General features: G+C 49.9%; 19 protein-coding genes and 2 pseudogenes. 8 read left to right on the forward strand and 13 right to left on the reverse strand.

The features are described from left to right. Nucleotides 1–626: 626 nt before the first annotated feature. On the forward strand, nucleotides 627–1,733 hold the full coding sequence (locus AC07V8_RS25015) for a pyridoxal phosphate-dependent aminotransferase (RefSeq protein WP_494681051.1): 1,107 nt from the start codon (nucleotides 627–629) through the stop codon (nucleotides 1,731–1,733). A 32-nt stretch (nucleotides 1,734–1,765) separates the two neighbouring features. Here AC07V8_RS25015 and AC07V8_RS25020 read toward each other — a convergent pair whose 3' ends face one another. The 7 genes from AC07V8_RS25020 to hutH form a co-directional block, all read right to left on the reverse strand. Next, a complete protein-coding gene (locus AC07V8_RS25020; protein WP_494681050.1) occupies nucleotides 1,766–2,392 on the reverse strand; it encodes a helix-turn-helix domain-containing protein in 627 nt (208 codons plus the stop codon). 852 nt (nucleotides 2,393–3,244) lie between these two features. Further along, nucleotides 3,245–3,619 carry a RidA family protein gene (locus AC07V8_RS25025; protein WP_494681049.1) on the reverse strand — a complete coding sequence of 125 codons (375 nt, stop codon included), beginning with the start codon at nucleotides 3,617–3,619 and terminating at the stop codon, nucleotides 3,245–3,247. A 34-nt stretch (nucleotides 3,620–3,653) separates the two neighbouring features. Beyond that, the gene (locus tag AC07V8_RS25030) at nucleotides 3,654–4,376 is read right to left on the reverse strand and encodes an ABC transporter permease (RefSeq protein ID WP_494681048.1); all 723 of its coding nucleotides are present in this window, start codon (nucleotides 4,374–4,376) and stop codon (nucleotides 3,654–3,656) included. Next, nucleotides 4,373–5,050: an ABC transporter permease gene (locus tag AC07V8_RS25035; protein ID WP_494681047.1), complete on the reverse strand. Its 678-nt coding sequence runs from the start codon at nucleotides 5,048–5,050 to the stop codon at nucleotides 4,373–4,375. Before AC07V8_RS25035 ends, AC07V8_RS25030 begins: the two co-directional genes overlap by 4 nt. Nucleotides 5,051–5,160: 110 nt before the next feature. Beyond that, nucleotides 5,161–5,946 carry an ABC transporter substrate-binding protein gene (locus AC07V8_RS25040; RefSeq protein ID WP_494681046.1) on the reverse strand — a complete coding sequence of 262 codons (786 nt, stop codon included), beginning with the start codon at nucleotides 5,944–5,946 and terminating at the stop codon, nucleotides 5,161–5,163. A gap of 35 nt (nucleotides 5,947–5,981) precedes the next feature. Then, complete coding sequence (locus AC07V8_RS25045) at nucleotides 5,982–6,737, reverse strand: ABC transporter ATP-binding protein (protein ID WP_494681053.1); 756 nt, start codon at nucleotides 6,735–6,737, stop codon at nucleotides 5,982–5,984. Nucleotides 6,738–6,873: 136 nt separating this feature from the next. Further along, entirely contained in the window at nucleotides 6,874–8,400 is a 1,527-nt protein-coding gene (hutH, locus tag AC07V8_RS25050) for a histidine ammonia-lyase (protein WP_494681052.1), read from the reverse strand. A 473-nt stretch (nucleotides 8,401–8,873) separates the two neighbouring features. Between hutH and AC07V8_RS25055 the strand changes: the two genes are divergently transcribed. The 3 genes and pseudogenes from AC07V8_RS25055 to AC07V8_RS25065 all read left to right on the forward strand — a co-directional run. After that, nucleotides 8,874–10,025, forward strand: coding sequence for a porin (locus AC07V8_RS25055; RefSeq protein WP_494681045.1), 1,152 nt, complete (start codon nucleotides 8,874–8,876; stop codon nucleotides 10,023–10,025). Nucleotides 10,026–10,032: 7 nt separating this feature from the next. Continuing rightward, on the forward strand, nucleotides 10,033–10,362 hold the full coding sequence (locus AC07V8_RS25060; protein WP_494681044.1) for an aminotransferase class IV: 330 nt from the start codon (nucleotides 10,033–10,035) through the stop codon (nucleotides 10,360–10,362). A gap of 86 nt (nucleotides 10,363–10,448) precedes the next feature. Continuing rightward, a pseudogene (locus AC07V8_RS25065) lies at nucleotides 10,449–10,769 on the forward strand (helix-turn-helix domain-containing protein); the annotation flags it as partial. 367 nt (nucleotides 10,770–11,136) lie between these two features. Here the strand turns inward: AC07V8_RS25065 and AC07V8_RS25070 are convergent. From AC07V8_RS25070 to AC07V8_RS25080, 3 genes are read right to left on the reverse strand one after another with little or no spacing between them, the layout of a single operon-like run. Then, nucleotides 11,137–13,491 (reverse strand): lysozyme family protein, encoded by a 2,355-nt coding sequence (locus tag AC07V8_RS25070; RefSeq protein ID WP_494681043.1) that lies wholly within the window; start codon nucleotides 13,489–13,491, stop codon nucleotides 11,137–11,139. Nucleotide 13,492: 1 nt separating this feature from the next. Then, complete coding sequence (locus AC07V8_RS25075) at nucleotides 13,493–14,323, reverse strand: hypothetical protein (RefSeq protein WP_494681042.1); 831 nt, start codon at nucleotides 14,321–14,323, stop codon at nucleotides 13,493–13,495. Next, nucleotides 14,310–15,848 carry a hypothetical protein gene (locus AC07V8_RS25080; RefSeq protein WP_494681041.1) on the reverse strand — a complete coding sequence of 513 codons (1,539 nt, stop codon included), beginning with the start codon at nucleotides 15,846–15,848 and terminating at the stop codon, nucleotides 14,310–14,312. Before AC07V8_RS25080 ends, AC07V8_RS25075 begins: the two co-directional genes overlap by 14 nt. A 145-nt stretch (nucleotides 15,849–15,993) precedes the next feature. On the opposite strand from AC07V8_RS25080, the gene AC07V8_RS25085 reads away from it, so the two are divergent. Then, on the forward strand, nucleotides 15,994–16,191 hold the full coding sequence (locus tag AC07V8_RS25085) for a type II toxin-antitoxin system VapB family antitoxin (protein WP_098493098.1): 198 nt from the start codon (nucleotides 15,994–15,996) through the stop codon (nucleotides 16,189–16,191). Next, nucleotides 16,188–16,559 carry a type II toxin-antitoxin system VapC family toxin gene (locus tag AC07V8_RS25090; protein WP_494681040.1) on the forward strand — a complete coding sequence of 124 codons (372 nt, stop codon included), beginning with the start codon at nucleotides 16,188–16,190 and terminating at the stop codon, nucleotides 16,557–16,559. The genes AC07V8_RS25085 and AC07V8_RS25090 overlap by 4 nt, the downstream gene beginning before the upstream one ends. On the opposite strand, the gene AC07V8_RS25095 is transcribed toward AC07V8_RS25090, so the two are convergent. Next, nucleotides 16,513–20,490 carry a defense against restriction DarA-related protein gene (locus tag AC07V8_RS25095; protein ID WP_494681039.1) on the reverse strand — a complete coding sequence of 1,326 codons (3,978 nt, stop codon included), beginning with the start codon at nucleotides 20,488–20,490 and terminating at the stop codon, nucleotides 16,513–16,515. The two genes, AC07V8_RS25090 and AC07V8_RS25095, sit on opposite strands and share 47 nt — an antisense overlap. A 198-nt stretch (nucleotides 20,491–20,688) precedes the next feature. On the opposite strand from AC07V8_RS25095, the gene AC07V8_RS25100 reads away from it, so the two are divergent. Together AC07V8_RS25100 and AC07V8_RS25105 are read left to right on the forward strand one after the other, a co-directional pair. After that, a complete protein-coding gene (locus AC07V8_RS25100) occupies nucleotides 20,689–21,267 on the forward strand; it encodes a GNAT family N-acetyltransferase (protein ID WP_494681038.1) in 579 nt (192 codons plus the stop codon). Between the two features lie 21 nt (nucleotides 21,268–21,288). Further along, a complete protein-coding gene (locus AC07V8_RS25105; RefSeq protein WP_494681037.1) occupies nucleotides 21,289–22,002 on the forward strand; it encodes a response regulator transcription factor in 714 nt (237 codons plus the stop codon). Between the two features lie 9 nt (nucleotides 22,003–22,011). Here AC07V8_RS25105 and AC07V8_RS25110 read toward each other — a convergent pair whose 3' ends face one another. Continuing rightward, nucleotides 22,012–22,518 (reverse strand): hypothetical protein, encoded by a 507-nt coding sequence (locus AC07V8_RS25110; protein ID WP_494681036.1) that lies wholly within the window; start codon nucleotides 22,516–22,518, stop codon nucleotides 22,012–22,014. Further along, nucleotides 22,518–23,054 (reverse strand): annotated as a pseudogene (locus AC07V8_RS25115) (hypothetical protein); the annotation flags it as partial. The gene AC07V8_RS25110 and the pseudogene AC07V8_RS25115, both read right to left, overlap by 1 nt.

Here is a 23,054-nt window from a genome sequence, read left to right on the forward strand (position 1 = left end):
ATCTGCTCAAAGCCCTCGATTTCGAAGGCGGCGTCGCTGGAGATGGCTTTGTCGCCCATCGCCCGGGTGGTGTTGTAGAGGCTCTGCAGGTAGGCGGGATTGGATACGGTCATAGTGCCCTCATGGGGGTAAGTTAGATGATGAGCCTAACTTTATTCGCTAATGAGGGGATGACTTGCGGGTGTTTTCCATATTCAACGGACTTAATTCCAGACAGCGACCTAAAGTAGATTTGAATGTACATTAGGTAGAATTTGCTCGACTTATTGATTTTTTGACAGCGGACATAGTTATCACAACGCCTTTCCGACCACAATCTCCTAGATTGCCTTGAAGCAATGGCGCAATCCGCTCCCATTGATCGTCTCTCAGAATAGTTCGCATCCTTCGTTCCGCCCAAAATTAAGGATGTAAACACAACCGGCAAAAAGTTAACAGACCTTAGCGGCAACTATCGAAAAATTTCTTTTCGGTATGTCAACACGCCCTAATACATAGTCACTTTCCATTACAAAAATTAAACTGCACTATAGTATACTATAGTGCACTTTTGCTATACTATAGTGATTTACGAGCGATCCAAGAAGATTAGGTCGCAACTAAAACAATCTATTCAGAGGTACGCTATGGCCCGGAACCCCTATGTAACAAAGAAATTCCTTAGGCTTTACGAAGAAGAATTTTCACCGAATGCAATTTCGGAACAACACAGCATTGATATTGATAAAATCTTGGACTTCTCGCTGAACGTAAACCCATTTGGACCACCAACACTCAGCACAGAGGCAGCTCAAAAAGTACTCTCTCAATGTGGCCAGTATCCAGATCTCCATTTAGGCAAGCTGAGAACTAAAGTTGCCCAAAAACATTGCGTGGCAGAAAATATGCTCCTTTTTGGAGCAGGATTGGATGAGATACTTAAATTAATAGTTCAGGCCTGGACTGCACCAGGTGACCACGTAGTTATACACATCCCAACCTTCCCAAGGTATGAACTAGAATCACAATTGCATGGACTACATCCAATTCTAGTAACATCACCAGATCCTTGGGAAGTTGATATAACATGCTTATATGAAGCACTTGAAAGATATAATCCAGCAATAGGGTTTATTTGTACTCCTAATAATCCAACAGGAGCAATCTTCTCCCATAAAAAAATTGATCAGCTAGCCTGTGACTTTCCAAATACAATTTTCGTAATTGATGAAGCGCTAATTGACCCGGCAGAGGAAGGAACCATTGATATTGTTAGGAAGAGAAAAAATGTAGCTGTTCTAAGAACATTTTCAAAATACTATGGTATTGCTGGATATCGCGTTGGATATGTAATTGCAGATCAAGAAATAATTTCCAATCTTTCGATTGTAAGACCACCATTCAACGTTTCTTTGGTTTCAGCTGCAGCGGCTATTGCAGCTCTTGATGACATTGAGTTTCTAAATTCATCAAGAGAATTTTTTCACGTTGAATCTGAATATCTTTGTAGAGAATTAAACAAAATTCAAGGATGTAATGTCAGAGGAAATTACTCTAATATGATCCTACTAGAGTTAGAAGAAATCTCCTCCGAATCATTTTGTCATAATCTTGCACGACAAGGTATTATTGTGGCGGATGGGAAGTCTTTCAAAGGCCTCGAAAGTAAAAATACTGTTAGAATATCAATCAAGGATAGAGATAAAAACACAATTCTTCTCAATGCGATAAAGCATGTAATGCTCGATGCATGAGAATATATTTTTTGAAATGACCGAATATATTCTTACCTGGTTGTTACCCAAAGAACTTCAGCTTCATTCTCACTAAGGGAATATGTAAAATGCCCCATTTGTGCGTCAAAATAAACACTGTCACCTGGATTAAGAATAGATTCTTTATAATACTCTGTACAGAATGCTACTTGACCAGATAATACAATCATGAATTCTTCACCGTCATGAGAAGTCCAATGCTTCATTTCATCGATTGATCTAGCTTTTATAATCCCTTTATAAGGGAGCATTTTTTTATCGAGAATAGCTGCAGCAACAAATTCTTGACGCTCCGTTTGATGCGCGTCAATTTCACCTTCATTATTACGAGTAACGGTACATCTTGCAGTAATTTTACCCTCTTCAGGAGGAGGTGCTAAAAGCTGTGTTACTGATATATTAAAACCTGCAGCTATTTTCTTGATTGTGTCAAAAGTTGGAGACATTTGTCCTTTTTCAATTTTTATAATTGCAGAACGAGATAAATCAATTTCTTTACTAGCCTGCTCTAAACTCCAACCCCGCATTTTTCTCAGTTGCTGTATATGCTCAGACAATGAGTCTTTAGTAGGTTCATTCTTGTTCACATTAGCATTTCCAAAAAATGTATTTTCAATATTATTATTAATGAAAGACATGTGGCTTTCTTTTCCTTTAATTCCATGCTGGATTTATAAAAAACTCATCTTAGATGAGCGTTTAACGGTCTTGATGTTCAAATAAATTACTGAATACCATATCTCCATACCCCCTACAAATCCAGAAAATATACGAATGGTGTCAGGTGTAGCTAATTGCGTAAAGCGATTGTGGATGGTGACCCGTCTTTGTAGTTCCGTCACCTTGCAATAAAATCTCCCGCCATGACGCGTTTGCCCAGTTGTTTGACGCAACGTATCTTGGTTGTAACCAAGCTACAACGATAATCGCTCGGTTCCCCGCAGTATTTGGCCTAAATAACGCGTGGCGCGTAAGGTCTCGTTGCGTACTGTAGCATCCACTGTATTTTCTTTCCAATACCACGCATTTTTACACGCGGATATCACTACAGCTGTGCTGTGTGCTGCAATCGAGGAATGGTAATATTTGGTGTCATACGCACCGTCTCCGTTGATGGCAACGACGAATTCTGCTGCGGGAATTTGGACGAGTAACGTAGGAAAAATCGGTGATTTCAATTGCACGGATTTCCCTCATTTTAGTATCTATCACCCGATGGGCTTCGTGCCATTGTGTCGATATTTCATACCATGTTTCTTGGTCTTCGATCCGCCTTCACACGGTATCTTGATACCTGTGGTGTCGACTAGCAAACCAATGCATCCACACAAAAGGCCATGTAACATGCGCAAATCCACCTCGTTATACACAAATCTGACCGACATCCGTGAGAGGGGGCTCAAAACTCGTTTACATTTAGTACGTTTATCGTAGTCCTTGGAACTGGTGGTAAATTGCGTTTACTACAAACTCTTCTACCGATTAAAAATTTATGTAACAAAGTCGCCTGCCGGCATAACTGCTATAACTGCCACCTCAACATCACAACCGGGCTTCATTAACTGAGCTTGGACACAGGCTCTCGCTGGTGCATGACCATCAGGCACCCACTTATCCCATGTATTGTTAAATTCATCAAAGTACTTATGATCAGAAAGCCATATGTTGGCCGAAACAATAGCAAATTTATCAATATTTATTGAAGACAATAAATTTTCAATGCGAGTTAGAACATTTGTTGTCTGATCAGTTATTGAGGAGAAACTAGCATCAGGAATTTGCCCTGAAAGAAAAGCAAATCCGTTAGATATAACAACTTGACTCATTCTAGCGTTTGTTTGTTGACGTAATATTTTTCGACTCATCTGAATTCCTAACAATTGGTAAATGGAAATTATTTCAACTTTTAACAACAAAAATCGATCTAGAAAGGTATCGCGTATTGCGCTGCTCTATGAGGCGAATAGCTATAGAAATGATTAATGTGGACAACGCATAAATTACACCCGCCACAATCAGGGCATCGGTCGTATACGAACGAGCGGACAAACGACGGGCAATGCCGGTCATATCAAGCACGGTGATGGTACTGATCAGAGCAGTGACTTTCAGCTGTGCAATCACCTCGTTACCCAGTACTGGGGTCACAATGTTCAGGGCACGCGGGATGATGATGTAGCGATAACACTGAAACTTGCTCAGGCCATAGGCAGTGGCAGCCTCTTTTTCTCCATGCGGTACTGCCATGATCCCGGCACGCACATCTTCAGCCATATAGGCCGTCAGGTTCAGTGCCAGCACTGTAAGTCCACAATAGAAAGAATCACCCAACAACGGCCAGATAACCGAGTTGCGGACAAACTCAAACTGGCTCAGACCGTAATAGAAAATAAAGAGCTGGACTAAGAGTGGCGTGCCGCGAAAAATCGACGAATAAGTCCGGGCAAAGTGCCGCAGCCAGATTTTCTCTGATACTAGGGCAATCGCCAGAGGCACCGCCAGCAAAAAAGCAAAGAAACAGGAACCTACTAGCAGCTTCAGCGATACGATAAAGCCATCCAGAATCTCCGGGCCGCTCTCGATCAGCAATGTGTAGTAATCATTAAACAGTGCCATGATCATGACCTCGTCTGGAAACCACGATTAGCCATTTTTTCCAGATACGCAAATACCGGACTGGAAACAGCCAAGAAAATAAAGTAAATAGCAGCCACGACCAGATAGAACACAAATGGCTGTTTGGTATACTGAGCGGCCATATTGGCTTTTTTCAGCAAATCTTCCAGACCCACCACAGACACAAGTGACGTGTCTTTCAGTAACGACTGCCACATATTGTTTAGGCTTGGTAAAGAAATGCGCCATGCCTGAGGCAACTGGATATAAAAGAACATTTGGACGCCCGACTGGCCGTAAGCCTTGGCTGCTTCAATCTGCCCTTGTGGCACCGCGATAAATGCACCGCGGAAAACTTCGGAAGCATAGGCAGAAAACACGATCGACAGCGCAAACACGCCACCTACGAAGGGGCTGATTTCAAACACGCCATCAAAATGATCATTAATCAGGTTGGTCAAACCAAAATAACAGATTAGGATGATCAGGAATTCGGGGACGCCCCGTAGAAAATTGGTGAAAAAATTTACTACGCGGCGTAAATAATTGTTGCCGGATAGTTTGCATGCTGTAAACAATAAGCCGAATACCAGCCCAAACAATAAGGCGGTAAAGGCTAGTTGCAAGGTAACCGCGGCGCCCAACAAAAGCTGTCCACCATAACTGAGCAGGTTGCTCATTCGTTCTCCTCTTTATTTATTTTTCTTTTTAGGTGAGTAGGCCAATCTCTGACCCACTCCTGTCGATTTCTCGATCAATCAACAGCCTGGCCAACAGACTTTAATGTTTCTTATTCGGTACCTGGAGCAATGTTGAACGGAAATACTTCTTTGTTGGCTTTCGCAAAAGTACCATCGGTAAGCACTTGTTTGATGGCTGCATTGAATTTGTCTTTCAACGGATCGCCTTTGCGTACGGCAACACCTGTCCCATCACCAAACATTTCCCTATCTATGATTGGCTTACCAGCGTATCCAAATCCATCTTTATTTCCTACTTTATCAATCCAATCGTAAGCAACTGTCGTATCAGCAATCACCGCATTTACACGGCCTGCCTCCAAATCCAGCCAAGCTTGATCCATTGTTTGATAAATTTTTAGGTCAATACCAGATTTGTCTTTAGGTAAGCGAGTTTGTAAATACGCTTCATGATTACTTCCACTTAGGACGCCAAGAATCTTACCCCTGAGCGACTCTGGGTTTTCCGTGATACCGGAACTTTTTTTTGCGACAAACTGCACGGGTGCCAATGTAAACACATTGGTAAAATCTACAACTTTCTTGCGTTCATTGGTGATAGACATCTGTGCCAGCACAGCGTCAATCTTCTTGGCTTTCAGTGCCGGAATCAGGGCGTCGAAATCCATGGTGATGTATTCACACTTCACCTTCATCTGTTTACACATCACATCACCCAATTCGATTTCCATGCCTTGTAGCTTGCCGGAGGCATCCCTGTACTCAAACGGTGGGTAGTCAATTATCGTTCCAATCTTCACTACGGGTTCTGCGCGAACCATCGAAACAAACAACAAACCACCGACTACAGCTACACCAAAATTTCTGAGTTTCATTTTGTACTCTCCTGGTTAAATGACTGAAGATGGAACTACTTGGTTGCGATACTAGATAAAAATTTCTGGAATCGTGGGGACTTCTGATTGGCAAACAACTCCTTGGGTGGCCCATCTTCTTCTACCTTACCTTGATGGAAGAACACCACACGGCTGGCCACTTCACGGGCAAAGCCCATTTCGTGGGTCACCACCAGCATGGTGCGCCCGTCTTCGGCTAGCGAACGCATCACCTTCAGCACTTCGCCAACGAGTTCAGGGTCCAGCGCCGAAGTTGGTTCGTCAAACAGCATCACATCCGGCTCCATCGCCAGGGCACGGGCAATCGCCACACGCTGCTGTTGTCCGCCCGAAAGCTGGTTGGGATAGTGATGGCGTTTTTCAGCCAGGCCCACTTTTTCCAGGTAGGCAATAGCGGCCAATTCGGCATCACGCCTATCAATACCTAACACTTTTACCGGCGCAAACATTACATTCTGCAAAACAGTCATATGTGTCCACAGGTTAAACTGCTGAAATACCATGGCCAGCTTACGGCGAATGCGTACCATTTGTTGGGCATCAGCTGGAATGGGAAAACCATCCCGTCCGGTAGACATTTTGATCAGTTCACCATTCACATAAACGCGACCTGCATTTGGTGTTTCTAGCAGATTAATACAGCGCAAAAAGGTACTTTTGCCTGAACCACTGCTGCCCAGAATGGTGATCACGTCATGTTTTTTGGCGATAAGATTGATTCCTTTGAGGACCTCGCTCTGACCAAAAGACTTGTGCAAATCTTCGACCATGAGCACATCACTGGCATGATTATTAGAATCCGTAGTACTCACTTATTTTCACCCTGCCTTATCGATGTTTTGTGTGCGCATATGGGATAGCGTCAAAACGTGAGTCAGATATATGGCTCTCCATATGAGCTACGAATTACCCCTGTGATCCGAAGTGGAACGGGCTGTGGCCAACAAATACAGCTCCTTGTACCAATTGAATCGTTGCTTCAATATCCGGCGCAAAATAGCGATCGATATCGTAGTGTGGTACACGACTGCGAATCAGTTCCATGATCTTCTGCAGACGTGAGCTGGTCAGATGGGGGGCACGCATGTCTACGCCTTGAGCGGCCGCCAGCAATTCAATCGCTAAGATTACCGCAGTGTTGTAAGCCATATCACCCAATTTGCGTGCGGCGAAAGTCGCCATGGAAACGTGGTCCTCCTGATTGGCGGAGGTCGGCATGGAATCAACAGACGCTGGATGAGCCAGAGTCTTGTTCTCAGAAGCCAGTGCAGCCGCCGTGACGTGTGCAATCATGAAGCCAGAGTTAACGCCGCCATCTTTCACCAAAAAAGGAGGCAAGCCAGATAGGGTGGAGTCAATCAATAAGGCAATACGGCGCTCGGACAAGGCACCGATTTCAGCAACCGCAAGGGCCAGATTATCCGCAGCAAACGCAACAGGTTCTGCGTGAAAATTGCCGCCAGACAGAACTTCCAGTGTGTCTGGGAATACCAAGGGGTTATCCGATACAGCGTTGGCTTCAGTCAACAAAATACCGGCAGCGTGACGGATCTGGTCGAGACAGGCGCCCATTACCTGCGGCTGGCAACGCAGAGAGTACGGATCTTGTACCTTTCCGCACTCGCGATGCGATTGATTAATGCCAGAGCCATCCAGAAGGGTACGGTAAGCTGCGGCAGCGTCAATTTGACCTTGCTGGCCACGCAACGCATGAATGCGATGATCAAATGGTTTAACCGAACCGGCCGCTGCATCAACGGACAGCGAGCCAGAGACAAGTGCCGTGTTGTATAGGTCTTCAATGTCAAACAGATGTTTGATCGCCAGCGCAGTAGATGCTTGAGTGCCGTTCAGTAACGCGAGACCTTCTTTGGCTGCCAGAGTCATCGGCTCCAGTCCAACAGTAGCAAGACCTTCCACGGCGGAGGCACGGCGACCTTTGATGAATACTTCGCCAACACCTAACAAAACAGCTGCCATATGGGCCAGCGGTGCCAAGTCACCGGAAGCGCCGACAGAACCTTTCACCGGGATCAGTGGCAGCACGCCGGCGTTAAATAATTTGATGAGGTTTTTAATGACAATCAGACGAATGCCAGAGTAACCACGACCCATGCTGGATATTTTCATGATCATCAGCAGACGAACAACCGGCGCAGACATCGGCTCCCCAACACCAACGGCGTGAGATAGCACCAGATTCTTTTGCAATAGTTCAAGCTGGTCATTAGGAATGTGCGTACTTGCAAGACGCCCAAAGCCGGTGTTGATTCCATAAGCAGGTGCACCACGTTCTACGATGGTTTGAACCGCTCTGGCACCCGCTTCAATTGTTGGTAGGGCTGCTGGATCTAACACTAACTGTACAGATTCGCGAGCAATTTTACGAAGATCGGCAATAGTTAGTTTTCCCGGGAAAATTGTTAATGTCATCATGTCTTGTCTCCTATAAATGGCTTATGACAGAGATTAAAACAATAAACTGATATTACACAAGTACTTTAGTGCAAAAAAGTTTTTTAATCTCATTTATGCTTACTATGATACACTTTGCGACACTTTAATGCCACGACATAAAAGCTATTAATTAGTGCTTTCGCAATAAATTCTTTGTATCTGCAAGCATAGTCGTTGCTGCTGGCTTTGCCGACGCGCTTATACCAGCGGTGTCAGACAAATTGAACTGAGATAGTGATTTTTTTATGCATAAAAAATTGCGAAAAATTAGGGCTGGTTGATGTAGGCAACTAAACACAATGTTGTGTTGTTGCTATATGGCGACGGTGATTAATTGACTGGCTAATTTTGATCGGCATTTGGAGGGGCAAGCCGCAGTAACGCGCGTGCAGCTATATCGTTATTGTCGGTATTTAAAAGTAGTTTTTTCTAAACCGAGGGAGACACACATGAAGAAAATTATTCTGGTCGCAGGTTTGCTGAGCGGCATTGCGAGCCTAGCGCATGCACAAACGAACATCACAGTTTATGGCGTTATTGATTTGGGTATGAACTATACCAACAATGACGGTGGTAAAAATATCGTTCAACTGGAAAGTGGCGACGCACAAGGCAGTCGCCTAGGCTTCAAGGGTAATGAAGATTTGGGTGGTGGTCTGAGTGCGTTGTTCCAACTTGAAAATGGCTTTGCTGCAAATACGGGGCAGCTGGGTCAAGGTGGTTTGCTGTTCGGACGCCAAGCATTCGTCGGTTTGTCGAGCAAAACTACCGGTGCCGTTACATTCGGTCGGCAGTATGACTCCATTGTTGATTACGTCAGTCCAATGACATCGAATGGCAATTGGTCCGGCTTTTTGTTCTCGCATCCGTTGGATAACGACAACACTAATAACTCGTACCGTATCAATAATTCGATCAAATATACCAGCCCAACTTTTGATGGCGTCACGTTCGGCGGTCTGTACGGTTTCGGCGAGACAGCCGGTAATAGTACGAATAACCGTACCTATAGTTTTGGTGCAAGTTACGCTAATGGTCCGTTGTCAGCTGGGTTGGGTTATATGAATTTGACTCGCGTCGGCACAACTACAAATGGTTCCATCACGCCAACTGACGCTAACTTCCTAGCTGACAAACAAAAGATCTTTGGTGCAGGCATCAATTATACGATTGGTGAGACAACGCTTGGGTTCGTCTATACCAACACTAATCTGACGAATCCAACTGGTGATAATGCTTACGTTATCTCGTTTGCACCAGTCGCCGGGTCGCTGACTTCGCTCAAGTTCTATAATTACGAAATTAATGCCAAGTATCAGTTCACTCCGACATTTTACGTCGGTGCAATGTATACATATACACAGGGAAAATACGACACGACGGTTGGCAGCGCCAAACCAAAATGGTCGACTATTGGTTTGATGGCTGATTACAATTTTTCCACACGAACTGATCTTTATATGCAAACCGCTTACCAAAAAGTTGGCGGTGATTTAACCGGATCGTCACTTGATCAAGCCTACGTTCCTGGTTCTGGTGGTGCTGGTTCCGGCAATGACAAGCAATTTGTCGCTCGCGTAGCATTGCGCCATCAGTTCTAGGAAAAATTTGGTTTTCACGGATTGCGGCGCTGACGTCCGGTCGTCAGCGTCTCGCTCAAAAAATACCTCTGCCACGACCTGCGCCAACGTCGGATATCTTATTAGCCTTGCTGCGTATCGGCAGGCTCGCAACTCTGGCTTTGATGATTATCTGTTGTGTGATAGCGATGGGTGTATAGCCGAGACGTCCAGCGCAAATTTCTTTGCGGTAATGAATAATCGCTTAGCCACGCCGAAGGCAGATCGTTTTCTCAATGGTATAACGCGTCAGACCGTGCTTGCGATTGCAGAAGAGCTCGACATCCAGGTCGAAGAAACGCGGATATTTTGCGAGTAGTAAATTCGTACCCTTACAACGGACGGCTAATGGGTGAGCCACGTTTAGCACACAATCCTACTTATCAGAATAAGTAGGGGATCGGAGTGATTGACGTGGTATTACTAGGATTAACCAGACGCTGGCACCTTCGGGACCAGGTCCCGCTTAGGGAGATAGCCAAGAGGCTAGGCATCTCCCGCAACACCGTCAGGCGCTATCTGCGTTCGGAAATCACCGAGCCCGCCAATGCGGAGCGCCACTCCGCCAGCGCCATCGACCCATACGCCTTCCAGCTTTCAGCCTGGCTCAAGACAGAGGCAGCAAAATCCCGTAAGCAGCGGCGCAGTCTCAAACAGCTCCACGAAGAGTTCATCGATTTGGGATTCAAGTGGTCTTACGACAGAGTCGGTGCATTCGCAAGGCAACTTTTATATTTGGTATTTGAATGCCCGAATAATGAAGAGGTGGGACGGCAGCACACTTGTCAAGAATGAAGTGCTTGGTATTTCGAAATTATATTAGCGCTGTTTTTCCAGAAACAAATTTGACCGCAAATGCTAAAGCCGTCGCCTTTGCGGGACACGGCTCTAAGGAGTTGCGGGTGTGTATCGCAGCAGTCGCCTTTGGTAAACCACCCGCCCTGGTCTGGGAGAATGCAGGTTCTATCCGTCAACCCGACGCAGAATCCGCGCTATGGAGAAAATTGACTGAACACGCGACATATCAAGCCCTTTCTCTCCGCCGCAAGAACTCAGGCGACAACCCGTGAATGTTCAAAATCGTGCTCATTTTCTAAGCCCCTGCTGACATTCCACCTGTCACCACATGGGCTATTTTGCGATCACGCAAATCTTGACCAACATCAAACTTCGGCGCCACAACCGTCACCGACGTACTCGATGGTCTGGCATTAAGCTGCGTCGCCGGCAATATTGACGCGATCTCGGGGATATCCGGTATCTTCGCTATAGCAGGCGCGGTCGGTATATTCGGAACGGCAGAGATCTTCGGCACCGCCGGCGTTTGTGGCGTCACCACTAGCGAGGGCATAGCACTCTTCGCTTGCATCGCTCTCGCATCCTGCGCGAAGAACTCGCCCATGCGCATTTTGTTGCCCATATTTTGATAAGCGGCGCCAGCGGAAATCGTCCCGTCGCCATACAAGCTTTTATTGTTTTTGATCACGGCCTCAATTCGCAAGCGCTCGCTATCACTAACCTCCCGACCGCCCATCAGCGCTTCCCGCACAGAGGTTTCCGGATTACTCTTCACCGCTTTCAGGATGCGGCCGGCGTCACCATCGCCGAGATTGTGATAGGCGTAGACGTTCGCCGCGTCGTCCGTACCGCCGAGCTTTCTCCCCTTTGCAATATTCTCCCGGGTAAATTCAGCCAGCATGCCAGCCTGAATTTTCGGATCGCTCCGGTATTTCTCTGCCTCTTGCTTCGACAATTTCCCAGCGCCGTCAACGCCATACTTACCACCGTACTTATTGAGCATGTCGGTCCAAGTCCCGTCGAGAAACTGGCCGTAGCCGTGGGCGCTCGACAGCTTCTTACCGCTTTTCTGGATCGGGGCGGCGTCCTTATTGAAACCACTCTCGAAATGCGCGATCTGCGCCACCACACCAGGATCGATGCCAGCGGAGCTCGCCCCGCCGACCAGGTAGTCCTTCGCGGCCTGCCAGCGCTCATTGACCACCCGGCCAATGGGTGCGGCCATCTTGGCAACACGCTCTTGTCCATAATTGGCAGCGGCGCCAGCGGCGGCCTTCACTGGTTTGACCACATGCTGATCAACAGTCTCCACAGCAGCAACAGCCGTATTCTTGACTGCCGTAGCGGCATTGGTCACGCTCGCCTTGACATCGACGCCGGTCTTTTCCTTGACGACATCGTTAGCAACGTTTCCCGCCTGAACAACGAGATCCTTCACCGCATTCGCGGCATTCCTGACAATCTCAAATTTATCCTTAAAAAAGCCCGTAATCGCATCCCAGCCGTCACTGAATTTCTGAACGCCAGCGTCCCAGGTTGCCGTGATCTTGCCGCCGATCTCTTTCCAGTCAAAGGTGGATAGCCATTCGCCGGTGACTTCACCCAGCTTGTCGCCGATGAAACCGCCGATCATCGCGCCAATCGGACCGCCAAAAGCCAGCCCTATGCCGCCGCCAATCAACGCACCGATGCCACTGCCGGCCCCGGCAAAGCGGCCTTTCCGATTTTCTGCCGGCGTTTTATCGGGATCATCATTACCGAACATGCTGGCTAGCGCAGAACCGCCCGCCAGCAGCGCGCCCAGCAGTGGCAAGCGTCGGAACAACCCTTTACCGAGCCCGAATAGCCCCTTACCACCCTTGCCAAGCAAATTCCCCAGCATCCCGAGCCCTGGAATTTTTGGCGCCAAACGGCTCAGCAATCCCCCTGAGCTGCTGCCGGCAGCGGGCTTCTTCTCAATCGCGGTCAGCTTGCGCAGTTGTGCCTTGCTGAATTCGGTCTCGTCCCGACGCAACCCACGCAACTCTGTCCAGAGTCGCTTGAACCACGCCGTCTTCTTCTTTTCTTCTCCATCGCGGCCAAGCATCTTGCCGAAACCACGTCCAATCGGCGTAACGATCGTACTAAGCTCCTTGGCTGCCGCAATAGCCGGATCCACATCCGGCGCGCGGTCGATGGCATTCGATGCCATGGCGCCCACGGTACCAATTCTGCCGGAAACAGCCGAGCGGCTATCACTGCTTTCGCCCTTTCCATTGTTTTTCCTCGGCTGACCTTGCCCGGCGCGCGGCGCATTTGGCGTAGCTGTCCGCACGAACCTGCCGTTGGCATCGCGACGCACAGTTGTAGGAAAGGCCGCCCGCAGCACATCCTTACTGACAACCGCCGTCTTCAGCAACGACGTCGGCTGCATAACCGCCCTGGAGGTGATCTGCACCACCTTGGCAGCAGCGGCGCTTTGACGGTGCGGTAACGCAAGAGCTGGAGCCGTGCTGCTCTGGGTAACCCGTTTAGCGGCAGCAGCACTTGACGTGAGCGCCTGGCGGATGCCACGCACGTCATCCTGAATAGCCGCCCATAATTTCAGCGCTTCGCCCCAATCAGCAGGATCACCTACCAGGAAGCCAAAGCTATCGGATTGAATGGTCATGTCAGGCTACCGGAAAGAAGGAATCGAACTGCGAGAACGTCATTTGAATTTCTTGCACCGTGTCGTCTCGCCGCGACAGGTCAAATTCAATGCTGGCCGGGCGCATATATAGAACGCTCTCGTAGCCGCCGCGATTGCTGGCATCGGTGATAAATGAATGCAAGATGCGGATCTTGACCAAGTATTCGATCGGCACGCCGACACAGCCGTCCCGCTTGGTCGCCGCTGCCGCCTTCGATTCAAACCATTTTTTGAGCGTGCCCACTGAATCGTCCATGGTGGTCAACCGCATATCGACAGATTCCAAGCTATGCACCGAATCTATCGACGCTGATCCGACCCGCATCTTGTCCCCGGTAATCGTCCAGGGCGAATAATTGACTTCAGTCGCAAACAGGTTGAACATGCTGGCACCGTCGCCGGTCATCAGCTTCGACACCAACGAATCCATACTGGACGGCATCAGATCCGTGACTTCGACCAGAAACAGGTTTTTCTTGGCATACCGGGTTGCCGAGCATTCATCAAATATCGCCTTGGCTTCCGCCGGCGTGATACCACCCAATAGCGGCGTCGGCGTGGCCCAATACGCCGCCAATGCAGCCAGGCCATCCACGCGCGGGAAATAATTCGCGAGTAGACCTGAATCCAGGACAGAGAGCGCGGCACCGCCGAGATCGCCGCTCAGCAGCTTATTGCCGACACCCAAGCCCGTATTGACCAGCGCACCCAAGCGCGGCGGCAGATATTTCTTGGCCTGGCCAATGGCAGCAATGGCGCCGGCGCTCTTCGGCAAGGCAATGCTATTGGCCACGTTATCAAACAGTCCCAATGTCGCTCTCCTCGACAGCTTTAGCGGCCATGGCCTTGGCATAGGCAGCCGCTTCATCTTCGTCTAGCAGCATCTGCTTCGCCAGGAACATGGCGGTGGTCTTTTCATCCAGACCCATCTCTTTGATCTGCGACATGACCTGCGCCAGCATGGCCGCTGAATTTGCCGACTCCAAGCGCGTTCGCTGCTTCTCGGCTTCCATGGCCGAAATCGAACCGTAGAAATTGATGTTCCAGGGGCGCTCTTCCTCAGAAAAGACAATCCCATACCGGTGCATCGTGTGCAGATCAATGACGGAATTGAAGAAATCAGACAGTGCGCCACGGATGATGCGGGACTTTTCGGCGACCTGGGCGCTGACACGGAAGAAGCCGCCATCGCCCAGGCCACCGGACAGCTGATCGGCGAAGCCCAGCATCGATAGATCCACCCCCAGCGCGCCACCCAGCAGACGGGCATGCATCATCACGTCCTCGATCGACAGTTCGCCATTGCGGCCCGAGTCACCGACCAGCTGGGACAGATTGGTGAGTTGTTTATCGCCGTGATACGGCAGCACGGTCGTAAATTTCTCAAGAATCGGCTGACCATATTCAATCGCCCACTGCGCACGCTGCTTGGCTTGCTTCAGCATGGTCATAACGCCCTCGCCGAATTTCTTCTTCTGGTCTCCCGTCATGCCGTCACCGTTGAACCCGAGAACGCGCTCATCAATGGAATCGGCAAAACGCTGGCCGATCAAGCCAAGCAATGAGGCATACAGGTGGTCATAGGCTTCTTCCGCCTGGTGCAGGAACGAGCCGCCCACCATCGACGGCAGGATCGGCAGTTCATCCAGGTCATTCTCTGACAAAGCCATTTTGATGACCTTGTCCTGCACCGCAAACTGCGGCACCCAGATCTGCCGCGGCATTTTGAGACGCAGCAGTTGCGTTGTATCCAGCCGCTCGATCGCCTTGGCGCCGGAATACACCATGTACCCTACGGTGCGGTTACCCTTCTCGTAGGCTTGCACCATGGGCGGCCGGACAATTTCTCCGAAATACAATTCACGGATACCACTGCTATCGACATAGGGGCGCGCGTAGCTGTCGCCGAAGGTCGCGCCGTTATAGGCCATGCAATGCGCCATTTGATTGAGCTTGGGTGTCAAAGCAGCATCGATCTCATCGACCATCTTGGCAAGCTTGATATTTTTGATCGTCTCGGCCTTCTTTTCGATGAAGACCGTATTGCCCGTCGTCTCGTGGCCGCCGAGCGCGGACGTGACGATTAGCGACAGCGCGCCGGACACAATCGGGTCGCCTTCCATAAACGACCACTTCTGATAGATCTGCGCGCGCATGCGGGCGGCGCGACGGCCTGTGCCCAGGAGAGACTGCGATGCGGCCCCGAAATCAAAGGCGTAGGGGTCATCTTTGCCCAGGTCGTCCACTTTCTCGACGTTCCCGGAAAACCATTTCTTTGCCGATGTGCCCATTTTGCCGAAGAGGCCGGGCGTATTCTTCTCAGTGTCTTTTGCCATATCCGCTCTGAATCGTCTGTATTCAACATTGTCGGGCAAAAGAACAACACGACTTTTCGGCGGTTTCCATCCCAAGATAGAGTGCGAACCAAAAAAAGCATCATTTGATGCTACAATTGATTCATCAACTCTCAAGGAGCACGCTATGCGTACAACAGTTAATTTGGATGATGCCCTTCTTGCCCGCGCGCAAACGCTGTGTGGCCTGGAAGAACGCAATGCCCTGCTGAAGGAAGCGTTGAATGCATTAATTCAGCGTGAAAGCGCGCGTCGCCTGGCCCGCTTAGGGGGCAGCGAACCACAATTGCAGGAAATTTCACGTCGCAAAGGTGAGACGCAATGATCTTGGTCGACACATCCATCTGGATTGACCATTTGCGCGTCGGCAGCCCAGCACTGGCCGGGCTGCTAGAAACAGGACGAGGTTATTGTCACCCCTTCGTCATTGGCGAACTCGCATGCGGCAGCCTCGGCAACCGGAACGAAATCTTGAATTTATTGCAATCACTGCCGCAATTACCCACTGCCACCAACGAGGAAACCTTGTTCTTTATCGAACAACACAAGCTCATGGGGCGTGGTATTGGGTATATTGATACGCATCTGCTCGCCAGCACGGCAATCCATGCCGCCCGACTGTGGACCCGAGACAAGCGCCTCAAGATCATCGCTGAAGAGATGGGATTGGACTATCAACCTGTGACGCATTAAAGATCGAATCTAACAAGGCCCCATTGGCATTGGCATTCGCCTTCTCGAATACTTGAGTTTTACGAATCACTTCGAATAGATTGTCGAATGCTGCATTAATTTTGATTCGTTCATCCCCTTCTGGAAAAGGCTTGTACTGAAGGCCCAACAGCGGATCATAGTGATATTTGTTGTCAGCAAAAGCACTCAAATAATCGTTCTGACGTTCTTGCAGCGCCATGCGATCTTCGATCCACGCCTGAAATCCTCTGGCGGAGAGTTCCTCAAGCTGCGACCAGTAGCTCCCCAGCTGTCCCTTATCCAGCGTGGCGGCCTCAAAAGCAAAGCTTGAAACGCCCTTCCCGACGGCTAGCGTCGCCGTTGTTTCTCCTTCGCTCGCGTAATAAGCAGCGGCGAGTTTGCGCCACTGATTTCTCTGTTTGGCAATACGCGAATTTCCCGTCAAGCTCGGCGCCAAGAATGCATCAACGGCGAGGACACCCGCCGTGGCGTTGCCTGCATCTTTGATAGCGCGTGCGATTCGATTGCGCGGCGCATCAATATTGTATTTGGCGGTACTTACGTCCTTGTCAGTAAATTTAATCACTTCCGGCGCACGCAGATCTCCATCCATGATGGCTCTGTTAAGCGCTTTGACGGCGTCACGTAACTCTCCTTCCGGCAACAAATTGGGATTCGCTGTTACGAATTCATTTTTCTTACCGGACGATTGTGCATTAACCAGTTCATGCATCACGTTGTCCAAAGCATGGAAATATTCATGGCCAAGTGACCCACCACCTCCCATCTTGGTTAGGTTAATGACACGATGTACCGGCTCGTAGTGCGCACGAGCTGCGTTCTTGCCACCAGATCCACGCGCGCCAAATGCCATCCCTAGACGGCCTCTAAAGCCTAATAGCTCTTGGTCAATACCCAGCATCTCCGCGAGATCTGACATCGCAGCGGCTGTTTGCTCGACGTGAAACTTGGCGCTATTGGGATCTTTCAACACCCAATTTCCAGACTGAACGTCACGGAAGCCAAGTGCGTCCTTCAGCGCCTGAGTCGAATTTACTGACACCGATTTACCACCCTTTCGGACATAGGTGTCAGCAACTTTCATCTGAAAATTGATTTCCTGTTTTGTTGCCCCCTTCACTCTGACGGGGCGATCTTTGTCTGCCCACGACCAATCTACAATCTTGCCTGTCTTTGCATTTGTCACATGCCCGGCGAAAGAGTCGGATCCACCGCGAAAACTCCGAAAGTGCAGCAGTTTGAGAAAACGCTCTCCAAATGTGAGCCATGCCCGCGTGGTAGGACTTTGCAGTTGATTGCGAGCTGTCGCCAACATAGTGACCAGTCGTTCCTGTTTAGACAGTTCACCTAGGCGGTTGCGCATAACGTCTAGCTTTGGATTGACCTCTTCACGAATGATCGCGAACCTTGCCCATAGATCATCGGAGGTGGCTTTGGCGTCGATCAATGCCTTTTCTGTCTTCGGATCAATCGCCCAATTGCGGCGCTTACGAGAGTCAATGCCCCGTTCAATCATGTAAAGATCGCCTATCGCTTGCTGCGCCGCTCGGTACAATTCATTTGAGGAATTATCCAATTCCTTGACTTCGCTCCGTAAAGTAGCCGTCTCAGAACGGATGACCTCGATCTGCCCCGTTTCTTCGACATTCAATTGAGTACCCGACAGCTCGTCTTTGATTTCCGCCAGCACCGCCAAAACATCCACGACAGTAGTTTGGCTCTCCAATCTGTCACGAATGGTTTCCAGGCCAAATGCATAATCTTTACGAGACAGCGCTCCATCCTTCGATGGAGCGGAACCAATGGACGCGTAGACCTTATCAATCAGAAATCCCACTTCCGGAGGCATTCCACTCTCTTGCAATGCGGTCCAATCCGTCTTTCCAAATAAATTGGACTTCGTAACCAAGTCTGCGGCCTGCCGCGGATTCTGCTCGATCGCATTCCAATCGACGTCAGACGCACGCAGTCTTAGGCCAGATTTTCTCGCAATTGCAATGACGCTTGCGGCTTTTTCCTTACGCGAATCAGCAATATATCCCGTATCACCATAGCGATAGTTCGGGCTATTCGGATCATCGGACAGTTCGTCATCTGCGGACTCCGATATCTCTCCGTCCGGCGGTGTGTCATCAACAAGCTGCGGAGATAATTCGTCTGCCGTCATTGCCGGCGGCGATTCGGAAATGGCAGATGCGGATTGTTCAACCGGCGTCGGCTCACTCACCACGGCAGGTTCAGCAACGGCCTCTTGGGTAACTTCCACCGACGCAGGACTGACTTCGGCTTCTGCAACTATTGGCGATTCGGTCTCCGATTGTGGTTCTGGAACTGGCGTTAGTTCTTCTACAGGATCCACAACGGGATCCGCCATTGCCATCGGTTCCGCCATAGTTGAGTCGGCTTCGGCTACCGGCTCAATTTCTGCGACAGTAGGAGCGGCAGGAACAATGTCGGCAACCGCCGGCGACACTTCCCCTTCGACAACTGGATTATTGCCCTCCGACGCTTCAATGACCTCTGGTGTCACGATCTCGTCCGGCACAACTTCACCCTTCTCGATGGACACAGGATCCGCGATAGACTCAGGTGGTGTCGTGACTACGGCGATTGGTTCTGGGTCTGATCCAGGAGCTGGCTCAGTGATCGGTTCTGCGACAGGATCAGAGATAGGTGCCGCCGGCGCGGTGCCGACGCTATTCGGAACACTGGGCGTAGACTCCTTCTCGATGCGCTTGACTTCCAGCTCCCGCTGCAACCGCGCTAAAGCGGCTTCTTTTTCCGTGATTGCCGCCTTCAACGCCTCAATCGCCTGCATGCGCGCCGAACGCTTTGCATTGGCGCGCTGGAATGTAGCTGAATTCCGTTCGGCTAAGCGCATCAGGCGATTCGCCACCTCGCGCACGTTCAGATCGACGCCGCGCTCAGGCGCAGCCACAATCGTCACGTCCTTCTTGTTGAGCATCCACTTCCAGGAGATCAGATCGTCCGTTGGCGTGATCTTTTGCGGCGTCACGTCCGGATTGTGGAAGAAAATACTGAGCGTCTGCCCATCCGACAACTCATAGACCACCGCTACATTGGCTGTTCCGCGTTGCTTGAACGGCTCCGTGATCTGCATGGCGACCGGCTTGACGGCGCCGCCGGTGCGCTCCATGACGTTCTGCAGGATCTGCATCTTGCGCTCAAGCTTCGCAAATGGCGTCACCAACGCATCGAAGGTATAGCCCCCCTCCGCGTCATCCAGAATATCCGCCACGCTCAACGGGTCGTACATCAACCCGTCTTCATCGTGGCGCCGAATGTCGTACAGCAGCCCGTCATAGGTCTTCCCAATGGGAGACTCACCGTCCCACATTACTTTTTTCATGTTGTCGCACCCTAAAATTGGAAGAATCGCCGCGTTGATCGGCTTGGTGTGATTGCCATGCTTGGCCCACCATGTGAGTTGAGGAATTGAAATTGAAACGATGTCGCCCAGGCCCTGCCAGCCTCGGTGATAGCTTTCCAGATAGGCGCAGGATGCGGATTGCACATCCGGAAAACCCAGCATGATTTTGTGCTCGTCAAATACACCGGTCTGCTGATCGACCTGGTTAATCACAAAGGCAGCTCGGGATTCTGGGTAATAGCCAATGAAGACATCCAGCGCGTCGCCATCATTGCCGGTCGTGCCAACAAGGTAGCCGTAATGTGCTGACATTCTGTTTTGCCATGGGCGGCCGGCAGCATCGACACCGGAACGGAACGATCCGCGCGGCTGCTCGATGGCGACGTCCATACCGTGAAGGGTCGTTCTACCTACTTTGTAATTACCCGCCAGTTTCTGCGCCTGCGTCGGCTCCGGCAGATTGTTGTGCCCCATTGCGCCACGATGGGCGTCGGCTTCGATGCGCGTGAATTCGTCCATGTCTCCCCTTCATTGCAGTGCATGATAGGGGTAACGAGAGAGCGATTTGAGGGGTGTTTTCCTAGAGGAAAAACACGGAAAAATGCAAGGTTTAAAAGCTGAAAATATGACCGTTGTTTTTAATTTCTAATTTGCCAAAACATTCTCAATGTTGCCGTTTTGAACTAAGATAGTAGTACAACGTATCTGGGATGATGCATGCTGAAACACCTCAAGAGCTTACTGAACAGCACGATGACCAAGCCTCGCCAGGCCGGCATCAAAATATCGCCAAACATATCGATTCGCCAGGCGCGGCACGACGATCTAGACTGGATCCAAGCCTTATTTGAGGAAAGCATGCGTGACGGCCACTACATGGTCCAACCGCTGAAGAACATACGCAGCATGTTGGCGCAGATTATTGATCGTGGCACCATCTTGCGTCACGCCGCCGTGACTCCTTCACGCCCAGAGGGAGTCGAAGCCGTCGTTGCCTGGATGGATGTCATCGAAAAGGAAGAGAAGCCCGCTGGCTTTGTCGTTAGCGCCCAGCGATGCGAAGGCAGTGAAGAAATTGAAATCTATCAGTTATCCATCGCCACCGAATATAGAAGGCGAGGTTTGGCAACGCATCTTGTGGATTACGTGGTCAAACAGCACGAGCTGGACGTAACCTTCTATGCCCGCTGCTGTCCAACATCAAACGAGGCATTTTCGCTATTACTGGCACGAGGATTCAAGCACATCGACACACAGCCGCTGGGGACACGCGAACTGTATCGTTATGCGGCGTAGATTATTGGAAGGAGCAATCGTATGAGAATTGCTATTCTTGATGATGATCCATCTCAACTCGATTTTGTTTGTCAAATATTGACAAGCAAAGGGCATATTTGCCATCCATTTCAAAGCGGAAAACAGATATTGAAGGTGCTACAGCGGGAAAGTTACGACATGCTTATCTTGGATTGGGAAGTACCGGATTTGAGCGGTATTGAGGTGCTGCACACGGTCCGAGACAAATTATCTAAAACTCTTCCGATATTGTTCATGACCGCTCGTAACAACGAGGAAGATATCGTTGAGGGCCTCACTGCCGGTGCCGATGACTACATGACAAAGCCGATCCGCGATAGCGAATTAATTGCGCGTACCGACGCCTTGCTACGACGGGCATATCCGGTCAACAAATCGAGCGAACAAATCCAATTTGATGACTACTTATTCGAAACCGTTGACAGTCGTATAACCGTGGCAGGCAAGCCAATTGAAATACACAAAAAAGAATTTGACATCGCACTGCTACTTTTCTGCAACCTAGGTCGCCCGCTCTCGCGCGCATATATTGTAGAAAAAATATGGTCGCACGGTATAGATGTTTCCTCACGGACCATGGACACCCACATCTCACGCGTACGGACCAAGTTGCATTTACGACCAGAAAACGGGTATCGACTCTCTCCAGTGTATAGCTATGGATATCGTTTAGAACAATTGAATTCCCAAGAAGGTATTCGCCAATCGCAATAATCTTTCGGATTATTCGGCTTTAAAGCCATCAATATAGGTCAAGTCATCACGTTTTTGCAGGACATACTTTCTGCTATACGGTGCAATATTGATGTCGCCGTCGATCGCCACAACCTCATAGGCGATTTTTACCTCCGCATGCAGCAGCATGTATAGCACGTCCTTGGTCTTTGCCGTAAAGTGCGCGGGATCCTCTACCGGCCTCAATGCCTCAATCAACGCGACAATCTGCGGCTCGGCGTTATCCAACGCATCGCCGCGATCAACCACCGTCGATGGCTGGAAATTTTCTACGATCAGCAGTTTGGCGTCCCCCAGCAGTTCCCATTCGACGTCCACCTCATCTGACGAATCCAGCACACCAAGACCGCCCAATGTCGGCATGCCACCCATACTGTTGTCAGCCTGGCGCAATACCCGCTGCCGAAAAGCGTGACACGGAATGCCATTTGGATGCCGCAACGTGACGCTACGCGCTGCCTTGTTGATTTGCGTTGGTACGGAGTGCAGCATCATTAACCCTTCAGTTTCATCGTAATCACATCAAAGTCCGCCTGAGAGAGCTGGCCGGCATCCTTGAGTTTTTGCAGTGCCTTTTGCGCCTCAATGACCGCCATCCCTGCCGCCTTATCCGCCTTCTTTGCTGCAGCTATCACGGCGCTCTTCAGACTTGCGGCAGATTTGCTCGGCTGCTTGACGTGGATAGCGCGATTTTTGCGCGCTTGTGCTGCAGCAATCTCGCGTGCCTTAGTCTGCGCAATCACTGCTGACTGTTTGATGGCACCCTTTTGTCCGCGCTCCACCATGCCGGCCACAATCCCGCGCACGACCAGGCTACTGCTGAATTCCTTCATCACGCGCAATGCATGTTTGCAGGCCACGCCGCTGAGCCTGGGATTGCGTAATTTGGGATACGCGGCTTCTTGCCGGCCTTTGACGAACCCGCCCACGGTGGCGATATAGCGATACCAGTAGGTAAAACGGCCGCAGTCGCATTCAAACTTCAAGGGGCTGTCCTTGACCAGCCATTTCGCCAGCGCCTTGGGATCGGT

The organism is Collimonas sp. GW821-FHT02H07 (genome assembly GCF_059421505.1).

Coding starts and splice junctions, on each gene's coding strand:
- AC07V8_RS25095 (WP_494681039.1), bottom strand. CDS start 20,490: ATGGACGAATTCACGCGCATCGAAGCCGACGCCCATCGTGGCGCAATG.
- AC07V8_RS25015 (WP_494681051.1), top strand. CDS start 627: ATGGCCCGGAACCCCTATGTAACAAAGAAATTCCTTAGGCTTTACGAA.
- AC07V8_RS25090 (WP_494681040.1), top strand. CDS start 16,188: ATGATCTTGGTCGACACATCCATCTGGATTGACCATTTGCGCGTCGGC.
- AC07V8_RS25045 (WP_494681053.1), bottom strand. CDS start 6,737: ATGGTCGAAGATTTGCACAAGTCTTTTGGTCAGAGCGAGGTCCTCAAA.
- AC07V8_RS25025 (WP_494681049.1), bottom strand. CDS start 3,619: ATGAGTCGAAAAATATTACGTCAACAAACAAACGCTAGAATGAGTCAA.
- AC07V8_RS25110 (WP_494681036.1), bottom strand. CDS start 22,518: ATGATGCTGCACTCCGTACCAACGCAAATCAACAAGGCAGCGCGTAGC.
- AC07V8_RS25030 (WP_494681048.1), bottom strand. CDS start 4,376: ATGATCATGGCACTGTTTAATGATTACTACACATTGCTGATCGAGAGC.
- AC07V8_RS25105 (WP_494681037.1), top strand. CDS start 21,289: ATGAGAATTGCTATTCTTGATGATGATCCATCTCAACTCGATTTTGTT.
- AC07V8_RS25070 (WP_494681043.1), bottom strand. CDS start 13,491: ATGACCATTCAATCCGATAGCTTTGGCTTCCTGGTAGGTGATCCTGCT.
- AC07V8_RS25100 (WP_494681038.1), top strand. CDS start 20,689: ATGCTGAAACACCTCAAGAGCTTACTGAACAGCACGATGACCAAGCCT.
- AC07V8_RS25055 (WP_494681045.1), top strand. CDS start 8,874: ATGAAGAAAATTATTCTGGTCGCAGGTTTGCTGAGCGGCATTGCGAGC.
- hutH (WP_494681052.1), bottom strand. CDS start 8,400: ATGACATTAACAATTTTCCCGGGAAAACTAACTATTGCCGATCTTCGT.
- AC07V8_RS25035 (WP_494681047.1), bottom strand. CDS start 5,050: ATGAGCAACCTGCTCAGTTATGGTGGACAGCTTTTGTTGGGCGCCGCG.
- AC07V8_RS25080 (WP_494681041.1), bottom strand. CDS start 15,848: ATGGCAAAAGACACTGAGAAGAATACGCCCGGCCTCTTCGGCAAAATG.
- AC07V8_RS25085 (WP_098493098.1), top strand. CDS start 15,994: ATGCGTACAACAGTTAATTTGGATGATGCCCTTCTTGCCCGCGCGCAA.
- AC07V8_RS25020 (WP_494681050.1), bottom strand. CDS start 2,392: ATGTCTTTCATTAATAATAATATTGAAAATACATTTTTTGGAAATGCT.
- AC07V8_RS25040 (WP_494681046.1), bottom strand. CDS start 5,946: ATGAAACTCAGAAATTTTGGTGTAGCTGTAGTCGGTGGTTTGTTGTTT.